General features: G+C 63.9%; 17 protein-coding genes. 10 read left to right on the top strand and 7 right to left on the bottom strand.

What is annotated here, in order from left to right; translation table 11 throughout:
* Positions 1-9 precede the first annotated feature (9 nt).
* Both J5Y21_RS09165 and J5Y21_RS09160 read right to left on the bottom strand, forming a co-directional pair.
* Entirely contained in the window at positions 10-1,197 is a 1,188-nt protein-coding gene (locus tag J5Y21_RS09165) for a hypothetical protein (RefSeq protein ID WP_210574798.1), read from the bottom strand.
* 11 nt (positions 1,198-1,208) lie between these two features.
* Entirely contained in the window at positions 1,209-2,120 is a 912-nt protein-coding gene (locus J5Y21_RS09160) for a DUF808 domain-containing protein (RefSeq protein ID WP_210574796.1), read from the bottom strand.
* A 77-nt stretch (positions 2,121-2,197) separates the two neighbouring features.
* On the opposite strand from J5Y21_RS09160, the gene J5Y21_RS09155 reads away from it, so the two are divergent.
* Positions 2,198-2,572, top strand: coding sequence for a DUF2218 domain-containing protein (locus J5Y21_RS09155; protein ID WP_210574794.1), 375 nt, complete (start codon positions 2,198-2,200; stop codon positions 2,570-2,572).
* Positions 2,573-2,582: 10 nt separating this feature from the next.
* On the opposite strand, the gene J5Y21_RS09150 is transcribed toward J5Y21_RS09155, so the two are convergent.
* On the bottom strand, positions 2,583-3,173 hold the full coding sequence (locus J5Y21_RS09150; RefSeq protein ID WP_210574894.1) for a DUF402 domain-containing protein: 591 nt from the start codon (positions 3,171-3,173) through the stop codon (positions 2,583-2,585).
* A gap of 38 nt (positions 3,174-3,211) precedes the next feature.
* The gene (locus tag J5Y21_RS09145) at positions 3,212-3,946 is read right to left on the bottom strand and encodes a hypothetical protein (protein ID WP_246875122.1); all 735 of its coding nucleotides are present in this window, start codon (positions 3,944-3,946) and stop codon (positions 3,212-3,214) included.
* Between the two features lie 255 nt (positions 3,947-4,201).
* Between J5Y21_RS09145 and typA the strand changes: the two genes are divergently transcribed.
* The 8 genes from typA (at position 4,202) to J5Y21_RS09105 (ending at position 13,222) form a co-directional block, all read left to right on the top strand.
* A complete protein-coding gene (gene typA / locus J5Y21_RS09140) occupies positions 4,202-6,118 on the top strand; it encodes a translational GTPase TypA (protein WP_210574792.1) in 1,917 nt (638 codons plus the stop codon).
* Between the two features lie 46 nt (positions 6,119-6,164).
* Positions 6,165-7,868, top strand: coding sequence for an ABC transporter family substrate-binding protein (locus J5Y21_RS09135; RefSeq protein ID WP_210574785.1), 1,704 nt, complete (start codon positions 6,165-6,167; stop codon positions 7,866-7,868).
* A complete protein-coding gene (mshB, locus tag J5Y21_RS09130; protein WP_210574880.1) occupies positions 7,858-8,742 on the top strand; it encodes an N-acetyl-1-D-myo-inositol-2-amino-2-deoxy-alpha-D-glucopyranoside deacetylase in 885 nt (294 codons plus the stop codon). The genes J5Y21_RS09135 and mshB overlap by 11 nt, the downstream gene beginning before the upstream one ends.
* On the top strand, positions 8,742-9,128 hold the full coding sequence (locus tag J5Y21_RS09125; RefSeq protein ID WP_210574783.1) for a hypothetical protein: 387 nt from the start codon (positions 8,742-8,744) through the stop codon (positions 9,126-9,128). The genes mshB and J5Y21_RS09125 overlap by 1 nt, the downstream gene beginning before the upstream one ends.
* 44 nt (positions 9,129-9,172) lie before the next feature.
* A complete protein-coding gene (gene fdxA, locus J5Y21_RS09120; RefSeq protein ID WP_210574781.1) occupies positions 9,173-9,496 on the top strand; it encodes a ferredoxin in 324 nt (107 codons plus the stop codon).
* Positions 9,497-9,501: 5 nt separating this feature from the next.
* Positions 9,502-10,605, top strand: a complete 1,104-nt coding sequence (dapC, locus tag J5Y21_RS09115; RefSeq protein WP_210574779.1) for a succinyldiaminopimelate transaminase — start codon at positions 9,502-9,504, stop codon at positions 10,603-10,605.
* A 184-nt stretch (positions 10,606-10,789) separates the two neighbouring features.
* Complete coding sequence (locus tag J5Y21_RS09110; RefSeq protein WP_246875130.1) at positions 10,790-11,323, top strand: GtrA family protein; 534 nt, start codon at positions 10,790-10,792, stop codon at positions 11,321-11,323.
* A 36-nt stretch (positions 11,324-11,359) separates the two neighbouring features.
* Positions 11,360-13,222: a hypothetical protein gene (locus J5Y21_RS09105; RefSeq protein WP_210574777.1), complete on the top strand. Its 1,863-nt coding sequence runs from the start codon at positions 11,360-11,362 to the stop codon at positions 13,220-13,222.
* Positions 13,223-13,303: 81 nt separating this feature from the next.
* Here the strand turns inward: J5Y21_RS09105 and dapD are convergent, their stop codons facing one another.
* The 3 genes from dapD to J5Y21_RS09090 all read right to left on the bottom strand — a co-directional run bounded on the left by dapD (position 13,304) and on the right by J5Y21_RS09090 (position 16,797).
* Positions 13,304-14,269, bottom strand: coding sequence for a 2,3,4,5-tetrahydropyridine-2,6-dicarboxylate N-succinyltransferase (dapD, locus tag J5Y21_RS09100; protein WP_210574775.1), 966 nt, complete (start codon positions 14,267-14,269; stop codon positions 13,304-13,306).
* A gap of 129 nt (positions 14,270-14,398) precedes the next feature.
* On the bottom strand, positions 14,399-15,769 hold the full coding sequence (locus tag J5Y21_RS09095; RefSeq protein ID WP_210574766.1) for an amino acid permease: 1,371 nt from the start codon (positions 15,767-15,769) through the stop codon (positions 14,399-14,401).
* 95 nt (positions 15,770-15,864) lie between these two features.
* A complete protein-coding gene (locus tag J5Y21_RS09090) occupies positions 15,865-16,797 on the bottom strand; it encodes a succinyltransferase (protein ID WP_210574764.1) in 933 nt (310 codons plus the stop codon).
* A 6-nt stretch (positions 16,798-16,803) separates the two neighbouring features.
* Here J5Y21_RS09090 and J5Y21_RS09085 point away from each other — a divergent pair.
* On the top strand, positions 16,804-17,430 hold a 627-nt coding region (locus J5Y21_RS09085), incomplete at its 3' end, for a M20/M25/M40 family metallo-hydrolase (RefSeq protein ID WP_210574762.1).

Here is a 17,430-nt window from a genome sequence, read left to right as displayed (position 1 = left end):
AAGCCCGGGCTAATCGTCGCGCCGGTGACGGCCGGTGTACTCCTGCGGCGCAACGTCGTCCCGGCTGTGCTTCGGACCGTGCGAATTCCGCCGCGCGCGGCGGAGGCGGACCTTTTCCACTTCGGTGAGGTAGGTCTCGCTGGCCGCGGCTTCGCCGTCGTCGGTGTGCGACGGGTTGAAGTCCACGAAGGCAGGGAAGTACTGGGTGGGCGCGTCCTGCGCGGACTCTTCCCGGTATTCCGCGTGGTGCGCCGCTTCGGGTGCAGCCGGCTGGACCAGCGGTTCTTCGGGGAAGCGCGGTGCGGCGGGCTGCGCGGGGTGGACGGGGTCGACGGTGCGTGCACCCGGGCGGGGGTAGACCCAATCCTCGGGGTCGATGGCGGCGGAGAGATCTACGGTGACCACGAGCGAGCCGTCGGTGAATTCGTAGACCTCGGCGGCGGGAATATCTATCTCGGGACCGGCGGGCAACGGCAGCGGTGGGAGGGTGCGGACGGGGAAAATGCCCGGGGTGCGGGTGACATCGACGCTGATGGAGCCGTCGACAGCCCAGGCGCGGGCTTTCACGTCGACATTCTGGGCGAATAAGGCGGCGAGTTTCTCGCGCACGGGGCCGGACTGGCGGGCATCGAGGGTGCCAAGAACGCGGCCGCCGCAGGTGACCACGACGGTGTGACCGTGCAGGTGCAATCCGACCAGCCACTGGCCGGGCGACATGAGCATGGTTTCCGCGGCGGTGAATTCACCGTCGGCGACGTGGACGTACACGGGGGACTCGCCGGCAACGGTGCCAGGCAGCAGCAACGCACCGGGCAGCAGGTTATTGCGGGGCACGCACAATGCCGGTGGGGCGAGGTGGACAACGACGCGGTGGGCGGCGGTGAGCCGGTCGAAGGTGATCGTGGCCTGCGCGGCAGGCACCAAGCCGGCTTCGTGGAGGGTGCCGACGCTGTGGAACGGCGCGCGCTCGTGCGCGGTGATATCGCCGATGATGCTGCCGTGCGCGGCAGGCCAGCGCACACGCCACGCGCCGGTCAGCGGATCGGGCTCAAGCTCGACTGTGGTGTTCAGGGGATCGCTGGCATCGGGAGTGCCGGCATACGTGAACAGGGTGGCCGCGATGAGGCTGCCCACGCTGAGGTCGGATCCGCCGCCGATGGCGAACGGAGCGAGCGGGTAGCGGGGCAGAGGTTCCATGGACCTCGACTCTAGCGCAGTACTTTGCGCACACCCGCTACGACGCCAAGCACCGCGAAGCCGACCAGGAGACCGACGAGCGCGGAGCCAGCGGTATCAACGAGCCAGCCGAGGGCGCCGCCGCCAACGGCCTCGGAAAGCTGGGCGAGGACATCGTGCGGCCAGTGCCAGCCAAAGACCTCGTGGAGGCCGCGGATGATCAGGTGGCCGCCGACCCACAGCATGGCCACGGTGCCGACGATGCCGATGATCTTCAGCACGATCGGCATGCCGTTGACCAGGGCGCGTCCGATGCCGGGGGCGTTGTCGCGCTCAATCATGCCCAGTCCGATGTCGTCTACCTTGACCAGCAGCGCGACGGCGCCGTACACGGCGATGGTGATGAAAATCGCTACGGCGACGAGCACCATGAATTCCATGAGCAAGGGCTGGTCGGCGACCTCGTCGAGGGAGATGATCATGATCTCCGCAGACAGGATCAGGTCGGTCCGCACCGCGCTTTTGACCAGGGCATCCTCGCCTTGTTCGTCGCGGTTGACCGCCTGATCCTGCTGTTCGGTCTCGTCGTGGAGGAGCTTGTCGGCGATCTTTTCCGCGCCCTCGAAGCATAGGTAGGTGCCGCCAACCATCAGGATCGGAACCAGGGCCCACGGTGCGAAAGCATTGAGCAGGAGGGCGATCGGCAGGATGATGATCAGCTTGTTGCGCAGCGAACCCTTCGTGATCTTCCAGATCATCGGAAGCTCGCGCGCGGGGGTAACGCCGGTGACGTACTGCGGGGTCACCGCGGCATCGTCGATGACAACGCCGGCGGCTTTCGTGGATGTCTTCGCTGTCATGCCCGCAACATCGTCCATACTGGAGGCTGCGGTTTTGGCGATGAGAGCGACGTCGTCAAGCAATGCGAGGAGACCGCCGGCCATGCGCGTGCCTTTCTGTCGGGGAGGGGTACGATACACAAATACTAATGTGTGCGCGCATTTTGGGTAGGGTGTGGTCCATGCCCAAAACCGTCACCTCGACCGCGCGCGTGCGGATCGACCGCCCCGCACGTTACGGCAAGCTGTTGGCCAGCTATTTTGAGCAGCTTATCGACGTCGCGTGGGACCCCGAGACCTCCAAAGGCACGTTCACCTTCCCGTCCGCCGGCACTCTGGAAACTCCCGGCAACGGGGCTGCCACGTGTGACGTGATCGGCACGGAGGGCGTACTCATGCTCAGCGTCGAGGGAGCTGAAACCGCAGTTGAGAATGCTGAACGCGAGTTGGCCACGCGTCTCATTCACCTCGCGCAGGACCAGGATATCGTCGTGGAATTCGCCCGCGCCGACCGTGGCCGCGCGCGATTCACCCGCGAAGAACTGACCTCGGCGTAGCTGCGCCGGATCAGGATGCTGCCGGGGTGAGCTCGACCTCGTCGGCCCAGGTCAACTCGATGCCCAGCGCGCGGAGCCACTCCATTGCGTCGTCATCGTGGCGGGTGATGCCCTCTACAGCATTGAGTGTGGCCTCGATCGCCTTCTCTGCCTCTGCTGCGGTGATGAAGCCTGCGGATGTCGCCGCCGCGAGCTCGTCGATATCGAGCACGTCGATCGCTTCTCCCTGCACCGCGACGAGATCCACGTACAGGTCGCGTGTACGCCACACTTCGCCTTCGACGTCGATGTCCGCGATATCGAAGTAGAAGTCCTGCTCCATGTCCACGCCCTCGCGGAAGTGGAAGATATTCGCGCGGAGATTGAGCTGCGGCAGCAGCCAGCTTTCCAGGTAGCCGAATTTCGGGTGGTTCGCACCGCGCGCCATGTACAGGCCGAAGTCCGTGACCCGGAATGTGTCCACTTCGCGGAGGAAACCCTTCGGGTCAGTGTTGATCTTCGAGGTGGTGTCGAAGGTCTCCTGCTTGACCGGGTGCAGATCGGGAACGTCTGCGCGCTCAGCGTCAAGAGCGTCTGCGTGGCCCGTGTCGGATGTGGCCATTCCGTTCACCTGCTGTCCGTGCTGCTTCATGTTGATACCTACTTCACCGTCACGCTCAGTGCCGTCGGGGGGAAGCCGCAGCTGCGGCCGTCTGTTTTGACTGCCCCGGAGACCACCGCCAGCACTGGGCCGGAGCCCGTGTCGGCGACGTTGGAGAGCGTTGCCGGTCCTGTCTTATTTATCCCCTTGTTCAAAAGGGGCGTTACACCGGTGCGCAGGTTAGCCAGGTTGATCCAGTGCACGTTCATGGCCCCTTGCTGGGGCGATGCAGGTTTCGTGCCCAAAGCAGTGAACACGAATGTGGCCTGCCCAGCCTTCGGAGCCGGCACTGGAATGTGTGCCGGTCCCGGGACCGCGATGAGGGAGCCCGTGGAGTTCATGCCGGGGCCCATGCAGTTGCGGGACACCGTCGGCCAGAAGCCTTGGCGGAACGCGGGGCCGCCTTCGGGCAGGCCGGGGCCGCCGCCGTTGCCGGAAGCATCGCCAACGAAGAACGCGAGAGCGCTCAACAATGCGTCGCGGACCTGGGGCGGCACGCCGGGGCGGTTCGCGAAGTCCTTGACAGCCCGCTGCACCTGGGGGGTGGGGCGGCCGAGATGATCCACGAGAGAAGAACCTGCGGACAGTGCAGAAGCAGCCTGGGCGGGTGCGGGCGCCGCCTGTGCGGAAGCGGGGACGGCGAAGGCTCCGACAGTAAGCGCTGCGGCAGTTGCGGCGGAGATGACGGCAGTGCGGACGCGGGCAGGAGCGTGGGCGGCTGTTGCTATCTTCAAGGAACTGATCCTTTGTCGCAGGAAAACAACATTAGAACATTAATAACGTCAGTAACTCTAGTGACGTTTGCAACAATTGCAACATTAGTCCCACTATTTGAAGTTTTTTCGCCGCTGTCAAGGCTGAAAAGTGGACTTGGCTGTGGGTCTTTCGGTGCCGTGTATTTTCGGTATCGCACGTAGCGCCCTATGGGAGTAGGGTTTAACCGTTCAACTGCCGTGTGCAGTACGCCTATCTAAGGAGCAGACGTAGAAGTGTCGCACCCTGAGTTCCGTAACGTCGCCATCGTCGCCCACGTCGATCATGGCAAGACCACTCTCGTCAACGGCATGCTGGAGCAGTCCGGCGCGTTCGGCGATCACGGCGAGGTTGCAGACCGCGTCATGGATTCCGGCGACCTCGAGTCCGAGCGCGGAATCACCATTCTGGCCAAGAACACCTCCATCCGTCGCGCCGGTGCCGGCAAAGATGGCCGGGACTTGGTCATCAACGTCATTGACACTCCGGGCCACGCGGACTTCGGTGGCGAGGTCGAGCGCGGCCTGTCCATGGTCGACGGCGTCGTCCTGCTGATCGACGCCTCCGAAGGCCCCCTCCCGCAGACCCGCTTCGTTTTGGGCAAGGCCCTCGAGGCTAAGAAGCCGGTCATCATCTGCGTGAATAAGACCGACCGTCCGGATGCGCGCATCGACGAAGTTGTCGACGAGGCCCAGGACCTGTTGCTCGAGCTCGGTGCTTCCCTCGAAGACCCCGAGGCTGCCGAAGCTGCCGAGAACCTGCTCGAGCTGCCCGTCCTCTACGCCTCCGGCCGCGCAGGCCGTGCTTCCTTCAATAACCCGGGCAACGGCGGGCTGCCGGACAATGAGGATCTCCAGCCGCTGTTCGACGTCATTTATGACGTTCTTCCCGAGCCCTCCGCGGATATCGACGCTCCGTTCCAGGCTCAGGTCACCAACCTGGACTCCTCTTCCTTCCTCGGCCGTATCGCCCTGATCCGCGTCTACCGCGGCTCGGTGAAGAAGGGTGACAATGTCGCGTGGGTCCACTACGACGCCGACGGCGAGCAGCACGTCAAGAACGTCAAGATCGCCGAGCTCCTCGTTACTAAGGGACTTGAGCGTGTGCCTGCCGAAGGCGAGGTCGTCGCCGGCGACATCGCCGCAGTTTCCGGCATCGACGAGATCATGATCGGCGACACCCTCTGCAACCCGGAGCATGTCGAGCCGCGCCCGCGCATCAAGATCGACGACCCGGCCATCTCCATGACCATCGGCGTGAACACCTCTCCGATGGCTGGCCGCGGCGGCGGCGACAAGCTCACCGCCCGCTTGGTCAAGGCTCGTCTGGACCAGGAGCTCATCGGTAACGTCTCCATCAAGGTGCTGCCGACGGACCGCCCCGACGCGTGGGAGGTCCAGGGCCGCGGTGAGATGGCCTTGACTGTCTTGATCGAGACGATGCGTCGCGAGGGCTTCGAGCTCACCGTGGGCAAGCCGCAGGTTGTCACCAAGGAGATCGACGGCAAGACCTACGAGCCGTACGACCACATGGTCATCGACACCCCGGCCGAGCACCAGGGTGCTGTCACCCAGCTGATGGCCAACCGCAAGGGCCAGATGACTGCCATGGGTAACGCTGGCTCCGGCGATTGGGTCCGCATGGAATTCGACGTGCCGTCCCGCGGCCTCATCGGCTTCCGCACGACTTTCCTGACGGAGACCCGTGGCGCAGGTATCGCCAACTCGTACTCCATCGAGCACCGTCCGTGGGCCGGCGAGATCAAGGGTCGCCCGACCGGCTCCCTCGTCGCCGACCGCTCCGGCCAGGTCACCTCCTACGCCCTCATGCAGCTCGCGGACCGCGGTGAATTCTTCGTCGAGCCTGGCGCGGAGACCTACGAGGGCATGGTCGTCGGCGCGAATAGCCGCGACGAGGACATGGACATCAACATCACCAAGGAGAAGAAGCTGACCAATATGCGTGCCGCGTCCGCGGACACCACGGTCACTCTCGCCAAGGCGAAGGCCCTGTCCCTCGACGAAGCCATCGAATTCTGCGACGACGACGAGTGCGTCGAGGTCACCCCTGAGGTGATGCGCGTGCGCAAGGTCATCCTGAACGCCACCGAGCGCGGCCGCGCCCGCTCCCGCGCAAAGCAGATGAACAAGTAGCAGCGAGTAGACGAATCGCACGCGCCATGCAGTAGCATGAGTGCTCATGCGCACCCCCAGTTGCAGGACCACGGCGGCGAGAATTCTCGCCCCTGTTCTCGCGCTGGGGGTGTTGTCGTCGTGCGCGGCGCAGCCGGGCCCACCACCGATTGTGGAGGAGTCCGAAACGTCGGAGACAACCACGACCACAGCCCAGCCCGCCGCGCGCACCAAGGCCGCCGCGGGTGTCGAGCCGCTCCGCAATGGCCTGAACCCGCACCTGGTCGCCGACGAGAATTCCACCGTCCGCGACCTCGCTGAGCTCACATTGCCCAGCGCTTTTAGCGACGGCGAGCTCAACAGCGACCTCCTCGAATCAGCGGAAGTGCTGGAAGAAGACGAAGACAGCGAAGAAGGCGAAGAAGCCACCTCGGCGATGACCGTGCGCTACGTGATCGCCCCCGCCGCGCAATGGTCCGATGGCAGTCCGATTACCGGCGCCGACTTTGTCTACCTTTGGCGCGGCATGACCACCACGCCTGGCACCGTCGACCCCGCCGGCTACCGCGCCATTGAAGACGTGCGCGTCAGCGGCACCGGCGGCAAGACCGTCGACGTCGTGTTCAGCGAATCCACTGAGGCATGGCCCGAGCTGTTCAACTATCTCCTCCCGTCGCACCTGCTCGACTCACGCGCGGATGATTTCGCCACGGCGCTCGCCGAGACGATTCCCGCTTCCGCCGGGCGCTACATGGTGGACAAGGTCGACCGCGGCGCTGGCGTCATCGCCCTGAAACGCAATGACCGCTTCTGGGCGCCGTACCCAGCTAGCATCGACTTGCTCACGCTCAATTTCGTCCGGTCAACGGACCTCACCGCCGACCGCCTGCGCTCCGGCCAGCTCGCATTCGTCGACCACGTGCCGGGGGAGACGTCGTGGGACGCCTACTCGCTGATCCCCGACGCGCAGCTTCGCCTCGTCGAAGGCCCGCGCGAACTCGGAGTCACCATGTCCGTCAACTCGCCGGTTCTCGGCACAAAAGAGGTACGCCGCGAGTTCGCATCGCTTATCGACGTCCCCCTCATCGCCCGCATCGCCGCCTCCCGTTCCCGCGACCTGGCTGCCGCCGACCCGACTTTGCCCCTCGGCCATGAGCCGGACGCGCTGCGCGCTGCCGCGGCTGAATCTGGTCCCATCCGCATCGCCGCCGACCCGCGCGATGACCAAGCCATGCCCGCCGCCCGCGCCGTAGCCGATCTGCTCGTGCGCGCTGGCATTGAAGCTGAAACTGTCGCAGCCGATGCCACCGACACCGCTCAACGCCTGCGCGAAGGAACCGTCGATGCCGTCGTCGGCTGGTCTCTCGATGGCGGAGCGGCCGTGTGGGCCAGCAAGATCCAGTGCCCGGACGAGGGGACCGACTTCGTCTCCGGCAACTTGAGCGGGCTTTGCCTGCCTTCCACACGCGCCATGTCCGACAACATCTTGTCCGGTCGCATTCCCGACTCCGAGGTGCGCGGCGCTGTTACTGACACGCTTCGTCGTGAAGCTGTCTGGGTGCCTGTGCTGTCCGAACGCCGCATCATGGCCCTCGGCCGCGGGATCACCGGCCCCGCGCCCGCCCTCGACGACTGGGACCACGGCGTCGCCGGCGCTGCCCAGTGGAAGGTGGCCGAGCCCGCAGCCGAGGATGATGACCGCGACGACAACAGAAAGGATGACCGAGCCGACGATGAACAACGCGAACCCGAACCCGAACATGAGCAGTGACCGCCGCTCTCGCGACCTGGTGGGATTGCGCGTCGTCGCAGTGCACGCGCATCCCGACGACGAGTCGATCTCGACCGGCGGCGCACTAGCGGATCTCGCGTGCCGTGGCGCCGATGTCCTCGTGGTCACGTGCACGCTCGGGGAAGAGGGCGAAGTGATCGGGGAGACCTACCAAGGTCTGGTCAACGACGAGGCGGACCAGCTCGGCGGGTTCCGCATTCACGAGCTCTCCCGTGCGCTAGCCATCCTCGGTGTGCGCGGCGAATTCCTCGGCGGGGCCGGGCGTTACCGGGATTCGGGCATGGCGGGTTCGCCGGCGAGCCGTAACCCCCGCGCCTTCGTCAATTCCGGCGAGCGCGCGGTCAACGACCTCGTGGAGATCTTCCGTCACGAGGCCCCGCACCTCGTGCTCACCTACGATGCCAACGGCGGCTACGGCCACCCCGACCACATCCGCGCCCACGAGATCACGCACCTGGCCGCCCGGCAGGTCGATATCCCGCGCATCCTCTGGGCAGCACGCCTGCGCGAAGAACTCGAAGCCAATTTCGCCGACGACATTCCCGCCGGTTGGACGCACCCGGCACCGGGCGAACTCGACGCCGTTGATACCACCGACACCTGGGTCGAAATGGACGACATCGTCTACGCCGCCAAGGCCGAAGCCATGAAAGCGCACGCAACGCAGATTTGGCTTGCCGACGGCTCCATTTCCCTCACCAACCCCCACCCCGCCATCGCGCGTGGCCCGGTGACCACCTACGCGCTGTCCAACCTCATCGCGCAGCCCATCATCCGCCGCGAGCACTACCTCCTCGGCGCAGGATTGCCCCTGGACCACGGGGCCGATATCGCAAGCGGCCTCGACTTCTAATGCCTGCTCCCGGTTCACCCCGCCGTCCCATCACGCGGACCGACTTCTCACCGGCGGAAGCCCGCTCCGGACTCATGTGGCTGTCGGTGGGGGCGATGGGATCGGGGCTGGTTGAGGTGGCGTCGATAAGCTCGCTCTACGGTGTTCCCTCGATTCTCGCCGCAGCTGGTCTTGGGGCGGTGTTCACGCGCACGGCGCTGCTGTGGACACGCGGCCGCGTGCTCGGCGCCCTCATTCCGCTTTTGGCGTGGATATGCGGGTTCCTGCTGCTCGCCGTCGGGCCCGAGGTGACCGCCGCGATCATCGCCGAATATAAGATTCGTTGCGTTATCCTGCTCGCCGCCGCGTGTGCCGGGACCGTGTGGCCCATCGCGGCGCGGAAGTGACATACTGATGTGAGAATTTTCGTCATAAGGAGTGACAGGAGCCCATGACCTACATCATCGCTGAGCCGTGCGTGGACATTCTGGACCGCGCCTGCGTCGAAGAATGCCCCGTCGACTGCATCTACGAGGGCAAGCGCATGCTCTACATCCACCCCGACGAGTGCGTCGACTGCGGCGCCTGCGAGCCCGCATGCCCCGTCGAGGCCATCTTCTACGAAGACGACCTGCCGGACGAGTGGAACGACTACTACGACGCTAACGTCGCCTTCTTCGACAAGATTGGCTCTCCGGGCGGCGCCGCCGCTGAAGGCCCGTACGACTTCGACCACCCGTTCGTGGCCGCGCTGCCACCCATGAACCAGGAGTAGGGGACATGGGGACGCGCCGCCCGCTCAGCCAGGTCCTGCCCGATTTCCCGTGGGACACCATCGCCGACGTCAAAGCTAAAGCCGCGTCGCACCCGGACGGGCTGATCGACCTGTCCGTCGGCGGGCCCGTCGACGACGTCCCGCCCGCGATCCAGCTCGCGCTCGCGGAGAATTCCGCCGCGCCCGGCTACCCGCAGACGATGGGCACGCCTGCCTTGCGCGCCGCGATCGTCTCGGCGTTGGAGCGCCGCTTCGGCATCACCGGACTGAACGAGCGCGCTGTGTTGCCGACCATCGGGCTCAAAGAAGCCATCGCGTGGCTGCCGACGTTGCTCGGCCTGCGCGGCCAGACCGTCGTCATCCCGGAAGTCGCGTACCCCACCTACGAAGTCAGCGCACTCATGGCTGGCTGCAATGTCGTGCGTTGCGACGATCCGGCGCAAGCCCCTCGCGATGCCGCCCTGATTTTCCTCAACTCCCCGTCGAACCCGACTGGCGCTGTGGCTTCCGTTGAGCTGCTGCGCTCCTGGGTCGCCTTCGCGCGCGAAACCGGCGCGATCATCGCCTCCGACGAGTGCTACCTCTATCTTGGGTGGGCTGTTGAGCCCGTCTCCGTGCTGCACCCGTCCGTCACCGACGGCGATAACACCGGCCTTTTGGCGTTGCACTCCCTGTCTAAGACGTCGAATCTGGCGTCATACCGCTGCGGCATGATCTCCGGCGACGAAGCTCTCGTCCAGGAGCTCCTCGAGGTGCGCAAGCACGCCGGCCTGATCGTTCCCGGGCCGATCCAGCACGCGATGGTCGCGGCGCTGGAGAGCGACCTGCACGAGGAAATGCAACGCTCCGTCTACGCCTCGCGCCGCCTCGAGCTGCTCAAGGCGCTGCCTGATGCCGGTTTCACCGTCGACCATTCGGATGCCGGCCTGTACCTGTGGGTGCGCCGCGACGGAATGGACTCCCGCCAGGCGCTCGACTGGTTCGCCGACCGCGGAATTCTCGGTGCCCCCGGCGACTTCTACGGCCCGGCCGGCGCATCCCATGTGCGCATCGCGCTGACCGCTCCCGACAAGAAGATCGACGCAGCCGCGCGCCGTATCACGCAGTAGCGCAGCTCATAACGTTTTCATTTCGTCGCCCTCGCGGGACTACACTGTCACAAGTTTAAAGACTTAGAACAGTACCGCAGGAAGGAAGGCGGCTGGGGTGACCCAACACGATATAGCTGAAGGCGCGACGTCCGATGTCGCCCGCTCGGCGCCACCTGCGCAGCAGAAGAGCGGCAGCACCGCCTTGCGCGTGCTGAACGGTGCCCGCGAATTCATCAAATTCGGCATCGTCGGCGGTTCCGGCGTGCTGGTCAACTTCGTGGTGTTCTACCTCGCGTCGAAGGCTCTACTTCACGGCTTCGGGTTGGAAGCAGACGACATCATCACCCAGATCGGTTCTACCCGCTGGAATGTGCGCTGGTACCACTTCCTGTCCTCATTGGCCTTCCTACTTGCCAACACCTGGAACTACCAGCTCAACCGCAGCTGGACTTTCGGCGGGATGGTCAAAAGGTCGTGGCTGCGCGGCTTCTTCCCGTTCCTTGCCACGGGGCTTGTCGCCTTCGTGGTGTCCTTGACGTGCATGACGCTGCTCATGAACCCGACGACGCCCGTCGGACTGCCCGACCACGTCTTCGACGGTTCCAGCGGTCTGCGCACCAAGTCGTATTGGGCGCAGGCGATCTCGACGCTGATCGCGATGCCCGTGAACTTCATCATCAACAAGCTCTGGACATTCCGGAAACCCAAGGCCGCGCGAAGTAGCACAGCGGCGTAGGGGAGACAGCAAAACCAAAAGGTTAAACTGGCGAAAATGACCACGTCCATTGACTATGTGCGCTGGATTGGAATTGCAGCATGGACCAGTGGTTTAGCCATCTCGCGAAACTGCCAGGCGTTGGCTGTTCTTCCGGGGGATTCTCCCGGAAGAATCTTGATCCAGAGCGCCGGGGGACGCGCCACAGCATTCGAGGACATTGAGCGTGAGTACACACATATCCAGTGGTTGCTAGCCGGAGCTCCTAGTGATGAATCTGTGCTGGATTATGTGTACCACCAGCAGCTCTGTTTAACGCATTATGAGGACATCGACCATGACTTCGCCATCCTGGATGTCAGCGATAGCGCGTGCGAGAGCAAAACCTACTCCTTCAGGGATCGCCGCCCCGACTACAGTCCGAAGGCAGCATTAGCTGCAGCTCAGCGCCTCAGCAACTCCGCAATAGGATCGGCTCTTTCAGAACATATTCCTGCCTGGAGTATGGCCGAGTCATTAGGGCTGCTAGCTCTTGCTGTTCGTGAATACTTCACGGGCGAGGTAGTACGGGAACTTACTCGGAAGTACGTAAAGGATCTTTGTTCGGATTCTCTAAACACCCAGGAAGTTCTCGGTTGTGGCCGCCTCGCCTATAGCGTGGCGTTCAAAGTCAATGATGACTCTGCAACCACCGCTCCGGTGATCGCCCTGCACGTTCAAGAAGATGATCCTCTTTTCACAGAATCAGTGTTGAGGCACATCCTTGGCCGGGCACAGGCCTTCGCTAGCGCATGTGGAAGTGGTGTTCATTGTGGGTCGGTATTCCACAACATCATTTTCCACCAGACATTCCCCAGCACCGTCCATGAACCGGATGCTGAAGAAACGCCAATCATTCTGTACCGGATCCCGCTCAGCACTGATCTTCTCCCTGTCCAATCCTTGACGCAGGTGTTGGGTGATGACGCACTGACAGAACCTCCCCAACGGACTTCGCTAAGTATTCGTCGGCTCCCAGATAGCGGCATCATCCGGGTACGCAGCTTCATCCCAGGAACAAGCATCGTCGATCGTGCAATTCACCGCGGTGGCTATCTCGCGTCCTCGGAACTTGTTTCTAAGTTACAACAGGAAAAGGCGATGGCTGATCCTGATTGTCTCGCCGCAGCTGTAACATCGGCGCTGATCTGGGAATCTCTCAACACTTGGGGGCTCGCGTCCGGCAGCACCGCAAGTTCGTGTTCCGTGCTTAGCGTGCGTGCCAATAGCATCTCCGCTGTAGAAGGTTCCATTCATCAACCACTGTTGACAGTTGAGGTCGATGCACAGGCACCACTCGGCACTGTGGCACATGACGTGTGTGATGTTCTCGGGGACCTGGGCATCGATTCCTTTACGGACTTCCCGATTGAGCTACTGTGGTCCGATCCGCCGAAAGAGGCCGGCGTCAGCGCATCCTCTCCGAACGCTGTACGCCCACAGGCCACGTCGCTGGAACTCCCCGTTTTATGGCCCCGTGCGTTAGGGGCACGATCAATAGCTGCCACAAATCAGGCACTCGCGCTCGCCGCCGTTCGCAGAGCTCTGCGCCATTGTTGCACTAAAGGCCTGTCGTGGATCGGGGTCGCTCATGCTAGAACAACCTCTGCCAGTGGGAGGCATCAGATTAGGGTGGCGGTCGCGTTCGAGTCTGAATACGCAGACAGAGTGGCCGTCTATCAGGAATTGTCCCTCGCAGTGAATGCGGTTTTTGCCGAAAACTCTATCGGTCCACATGTCACGTGCGAGGTTATCGATGCTAACCAAATAACTGACGTTTCAGCGTGGGTCACGGCGGCTGGGTACCATCCCGTTACTGGTTTCCTGCCTGCATTTATTCAGCTTGAACACCTCAACACCGGTTGTGCACTAAATTCTTGATCGCAACCTACCGTTCGCGACCTGGCCTTTTGGTGCGAAGATCGTTGTGGAGTGCCAGCGAAATCCACAGCATCGAGTGCGTTAGTTGTTGTGCAGCTCCGCGTTGAGCTCCACGCCCTTGGCCTTGACGGCCTCGACAGCACCGGTGACGGAGTTGCGGCGGAAGAGAATGCCGTTGGCACCGGAGAGCTCGACGGCCTTTACAGAGTCGCCTTCAGAGCGTCCGACAGACTGCGCGATCTCAGCGGACAGGGTGACCTTAGTGCCGGCGGTGACGTAGAGGCCGGCTTCGACGGTGCAGTCGTCGCCAAGCGAAATACCAATGCCCGCGTTGGCGCCGAGCAGGCAGCGCTCGCCGATCTTGATGGTCTCCTTGCCGCCGCCGGACAGCGTGCCCATGATGGACGCGCCGCCGCCGATATCGGTGCCGTCGCCGACGACGACGCCGGCGGAGATGCGGCCCTCGACCATGGAGGCGCCCAGCGTGCCGGCGTTGAAGTTCACGAAGCCTTCGTGCATGACCGTGGTGCCCTCAGCGAGGTGTGCGCCGAGACGCACGCGGTCGGCGTCGCCGATGCGGACACCGGTGGGAACGACGTAGTCGACCATGCGCGGGAATTTATCCACGGAGAATACGACTACCGGGCCGCGCGCCGACAGACGGCTGCGGACGACCTGGAAATCGGAAACGGCGCACGGGCCGTAGTTGGTCCACACGACGTTGGCGAGCAGGCCGAAGAGGCCGTCGAGGTTCGCCTCGTGCGGCTTGACCAGGCGGTGGGAGAGAAGGTGGAGGCGCAGGTACGCATCGTAAGCGTCAACAGGCGCGGCGGAGATGTCGGAGATGGACGTCGCCACAGGCACGCGTGCGACTCCACGGTCCTCGTCGGGGCCGGCGAGATTGACGAACTGCTGCGGGGTTTCCTCCAAGCGGGTCGTGCCGGTGGAAGAGACGGACTCACCGAGCTTCGGGGCCGGATACCAGACATCCAGGACAGTTCCATCGTGGGTGACAGTGGCCAAGCCTCGTGCGAATGCGGTGGTCATAGTAGTAATCAGTCTTTCTCTTACGGTGTCTGCGTATGCACGGCCCGCGCAAAAGCGCTAGCGCTGCATAGCTTAGAAGATCTTCAGGCGGCGTGTTGGGTTTCACGCGCGGCGGCGGCGTCGCGCCAGCTACACCATGTGCGCCGGCTCGGACGCCTTGCCGCGGTGAACGATGAGGCTGGTCACGACGATCGCGCCGACGACGACGAGGGCGGAGATGAGCTCGGTGCGGCCGCCAGCGTCGAAAAGCATGAGCAGGATGAATCCGCCCAGCGTGGCGAACGTGATCCACGGCAACCACGGGTAGCCCCACATGCGCACATTCGTGATTTCGCCGGATGCGACGAGCTTGGGGTGCAGGCGGATGTACGACAGGATCACCATCGCCCAGATCGAGATCAGGATGCCGCCGACGGCGTTGAGAAGGAAGGTCAAAAGCCCCGGCGGGTTCCACCACTGCATCGCGACGGAGATGAAGCCGAAGATGATGGAGACGATCACCGCGCGGACAGGCACGCCCGATGCGTTCGTCTGAGCGAAGTAGGAGGGTGCCTCGCCGCCGCGCGCCATCGAGTACAGCAAACGGGAGTTGCCGTAGAGCTGCGCGTTGCACGCGGACAACAGGGCGAGCGCGATGACGACTTCCATGATGGTGGCGGCACCGGAGACATTCGCGCGCTCGAGCACGAGGGTGAACGGGGACTCGGCGGGGGAATCGGCGCCGGCGATCTGTTCGTAGGGCAGCAGCAGGATGATCAGCACCACGGAGCCGATGTAGAACACGGCGATGCGCCAAATCGCGGAGCGGATCGCCGCGCTGACGGCGGCGGTGGGGTTCTCGGATTCGGCTGCGGCGATAGTCACGAGCTCGATGCCGCCGAATGCGAAGGCGACGGCGAGCATGGCGGTGGCGATGCCGCCGATGCCGTTGGGCATGAAGCCGACGTGGTCGATATTGCTGGTGCCCACGGCGTCCATGCCGGGGAAGAGGCCGAAGACCATGAGCACGCCGACGACCAAGAAAATGACGATCGCAGCCACTTTGATCAGGGCGAACCAGAATTCGAATTCGCCGAAGCCGCGCACGGCGGCGAGGTTGATCGCGGCGAAGAATACGACGGCGATCAGCGCGGGGATCCACGGCGCGATGTCGAACCAGCCGGAGATGATGGCGGAGGCGCCGGTGATCTCCACGCCGATGATGAGCACCTGCATGATCCAATAGGACCAGCCGACGGAGAAGCCGGCCCAGGCGCCGAATGCCTGGTCAGCGTATGTGGCGAAGCTTCCGGAGGACGGTCGCGACGCCACCATTTCTGCGAGCATCGTCATGATGCAGACGGTGACGGCGCCGGCAATCACATAGGCGATGATGACGGCCGGTCCGGCGGCTTGAATGCCCACGCCGGTTCCGAGGAAGAGTCCGGCGCCGATGGCGGAGCCCAGTCCCATCATGGTCAGGTGGCGGGTTTGCAAGCCGCTATTGAGGGTGTTCGACATGAGTCAAGTGTAGGAACCATGGGCGCGTGCCAATAATTCGGGGTGAATTAAATGCAGGCTCAAGCAAAAAGAGCACGCTTATCGACGCCCGGCCTCTACCGCGACCTCTCCCTCACCACCGGAGTAGCGCTGTGAGGTTCGTTAATGATCGTCCAGTCCGACTGTTCAGTGATCGTGTGAGCGGGGACGTAGGTCTTCTCGTGCGGATTGCGCGTGTCGTAGACAATGGTGTCGGGCTCCAAAATGATGCCGGATCCGAGTTCGCAGCGGTCGCCCATGTTCAAGTCGATGAGCCCTGCCGACGGCCGGATGATGCAGTTCTCGCCGATGCGCAGGGGAGAGCGGTTGTGTCCATTGGTGCGTTCCGTCATGACGAAGGACGACAACCCGAGGTCCGAGCCCGCCCCGATGACGCACGAGGACAGCACGCGCCCTTCCACCTGCGCCGGGCCGAGGGTTCCGGCGTTGTACGACACGGATCCTTCCCGGAATACGCTTGTCCCGGGGCTGAGATACGCGCCGAGGCGGACGCGTTCGGCTTCCGCGATGGACACCCCGGTGGGAACGACATAATCGACCATGCGCGGCAGACGCTCGATGCCGTAGACATGAATGGTTCCCCGGGCGCGCAGGTTGGTGCGCACGTACTCGAAGTCGTCGGGCAGGCACGGACCTTTATTCGTCCACGCCACGGGGACGAGGTGCTCAAGCGCGTCCGTCATGTTGATCTCCAGCGGCTTCACCTTCCGGTGCGACAGCAAGTGGAGACGCAGGTAGACGTCGTGCGCGTCGATAGCCGGCGCAGACAGGTCCGCGATCTCGGTGCGCACCGGCACCACTTCCACGTGGCGGTCGCGGTCCATGCCGATCAGGTTGAGCAGCCGAGGCGAGAGCTCGTTGGCGCTGACGCGGCGGGTGAGGGAGTGGGAGATGTCGTCGATAAGCTCGACGGTGGGGTACCAGCTGTCGAGGACGGTGCCGTTGGCGGCGATATGTGCGATTCCTGTGGCGCGAGCTCCTTGGGGCATGGCTGTATGGTACGTGCTTACCCGGCAGGTAGTATCGCCCCCGTGAATCTGGACCTTTTTGCTGACCCTGTCGAGCTCACCAAAGCGCTGGTCGACATCCCGTCGCCCTCCCACGAGGAGAAGGCGATCGCCGACGCGATCCAGGCCGCGCTCGAGACCTTGGACGGCGTGGAGGTGACCCGCCGCGGCAACACCGTCGTCGCGCGCACCAACCGCGATCTTGGCGAACGGATCGTTCTCGCTGGGCACATCGACACCGTGCCCATCGCCGATAACGTGCCCCACCACGTCGAAGGCGACATCTTGTGGGGCTGCGGTGCCGTCGACATGAAGTCCGGAATGGCGTGCTACCTCCACGCTTTCGCGATGCTGTGCAACTCTGCCGACCTGCAGTTTGACCTCACGCTCATCTGCTACGAAGCGGAAGAAGTCGCCGCTAAGTACAACGGTCTCGCGCATCTTGAACGCGACGAGCCGGAGCTTCTCCAGGGCTCGCTGGCGCTGCTCGGCGAACCGTCCGGCGCGATCATCGAAGCTGGTTGCCAGGGCAGTATCCGCGTCACCGTCACCGCGCGCGGCACCCGTGCGCATTCAGCGCGCGCGTGGCTCGGCCACAACGCCGCGCACGACCTC

It is taken from the genome of Corynebacterium sp. Marseille-P3884 (assembly GCF_017942225.1).
GTDB lineage: Bacteria > Actinomycetota > Actinomycetes > Mycobacteriales > Mycobacteriaceae > Corynebacterium.
Note: the sequence above shows the minus strand (reverse complement) of the source record. Positions and strands in the feature narration are given on the sequence as shown.

Excerpts from the sequence above, each read along its gene's own strand:
- J5Y21_RS09135 (WP_210574785.1), top strand. The coding sequence starts at position 6,165 with ATGCGCACCCCCAGTTGCAGGACCACGGCGGCGAGAATTCTCGCCCCT.
- J5Y21_RS09095 (WP_210574766.1), bottom strand. The coding sequence starts at position 15,769 with ATGTCGAACACCCTCAATAGCGGCTTGCAAACCCGCCACCTGACCATG.
- J5Y21_RS09125 (WP_210574783.1), top strand. The coding sequence starts at position 8,742 with ATGCCTGCTCCCGGTTCACCCCGCCGTCCCATCACGCGGACCGACTTC.
- mshB (WP_210574880.1), top strand. The coding sequence starts at position 7,858 with ATGAGCAGTGACCGCCGCTCTCGCGACCTGGTGGGATTGCGCGTCGTC.
- fdxA (WP_210574781.1), top strand. The coding sequence starts at position 9,173 with ATGACCTACATCATCGCTGAGCCGTGCGTGGACATTCTGGACCGCGCC.
- J5Y21_RS09090 (WP_210574764.1), bottom strand. The coding sequence starts at position 16,797 with ATGCCCCAAGGAGCTCGCGCCACAGGAATCGCACATATCGCCGCCAAC.
- J5Y21_RS09155 (WP_210574794.1), top strand. The coding sequence starts at position 2,198 with ATGCCCAAAACCGTCACCTCGACCGCGCGCGTGCGGATCGACCGCCCC.
- dapD (WP_210574775.1), bottom strand. The coding sequence starts at position 14,269 with ATGACCACCGCATTCGCACGAGGCTTGGCCACTGTCACCCACGATGGA.
- J5Y21_RS09165 (WP_210574798.1), bottom strand. The coding sequence starts at position 1,197 with ATGGAACCTCTGCCCCGCTACCCGCTCGCTCCGTTCGCCATCGGCGGC.
- J5Y21_RS09105 (WP_210574777.1), top strand. The coding sequence starts at position 11,360 with ATGACCACGTCCATTGACTATGTGCGCTGGATTGGAATTGCAGCATGG.
- J5Y21_RS09150 (WP_210574894.1), bottom strand. The coding sequence starts at position 3,173 with ATGGCCACATCCGACACGGGCCACGCAGACGCTCTTGACGCTGAGCGC.
- dapC (WP_210574779.1), top strand. The coding sequence starts at position 9,502 with ATGGGGACGCGCCGCCCGCTCAGCCAGGTCCTGCCCGATTTCCCGTGG.
- J5Y21_RS09160 (WP_210574796.1), bottom strand. The coding sequence starts at position 2,120 with ATGGCCGGCGGTCTCCTCGCATTGCTTGACGACGTCGCTCTCATCGCC.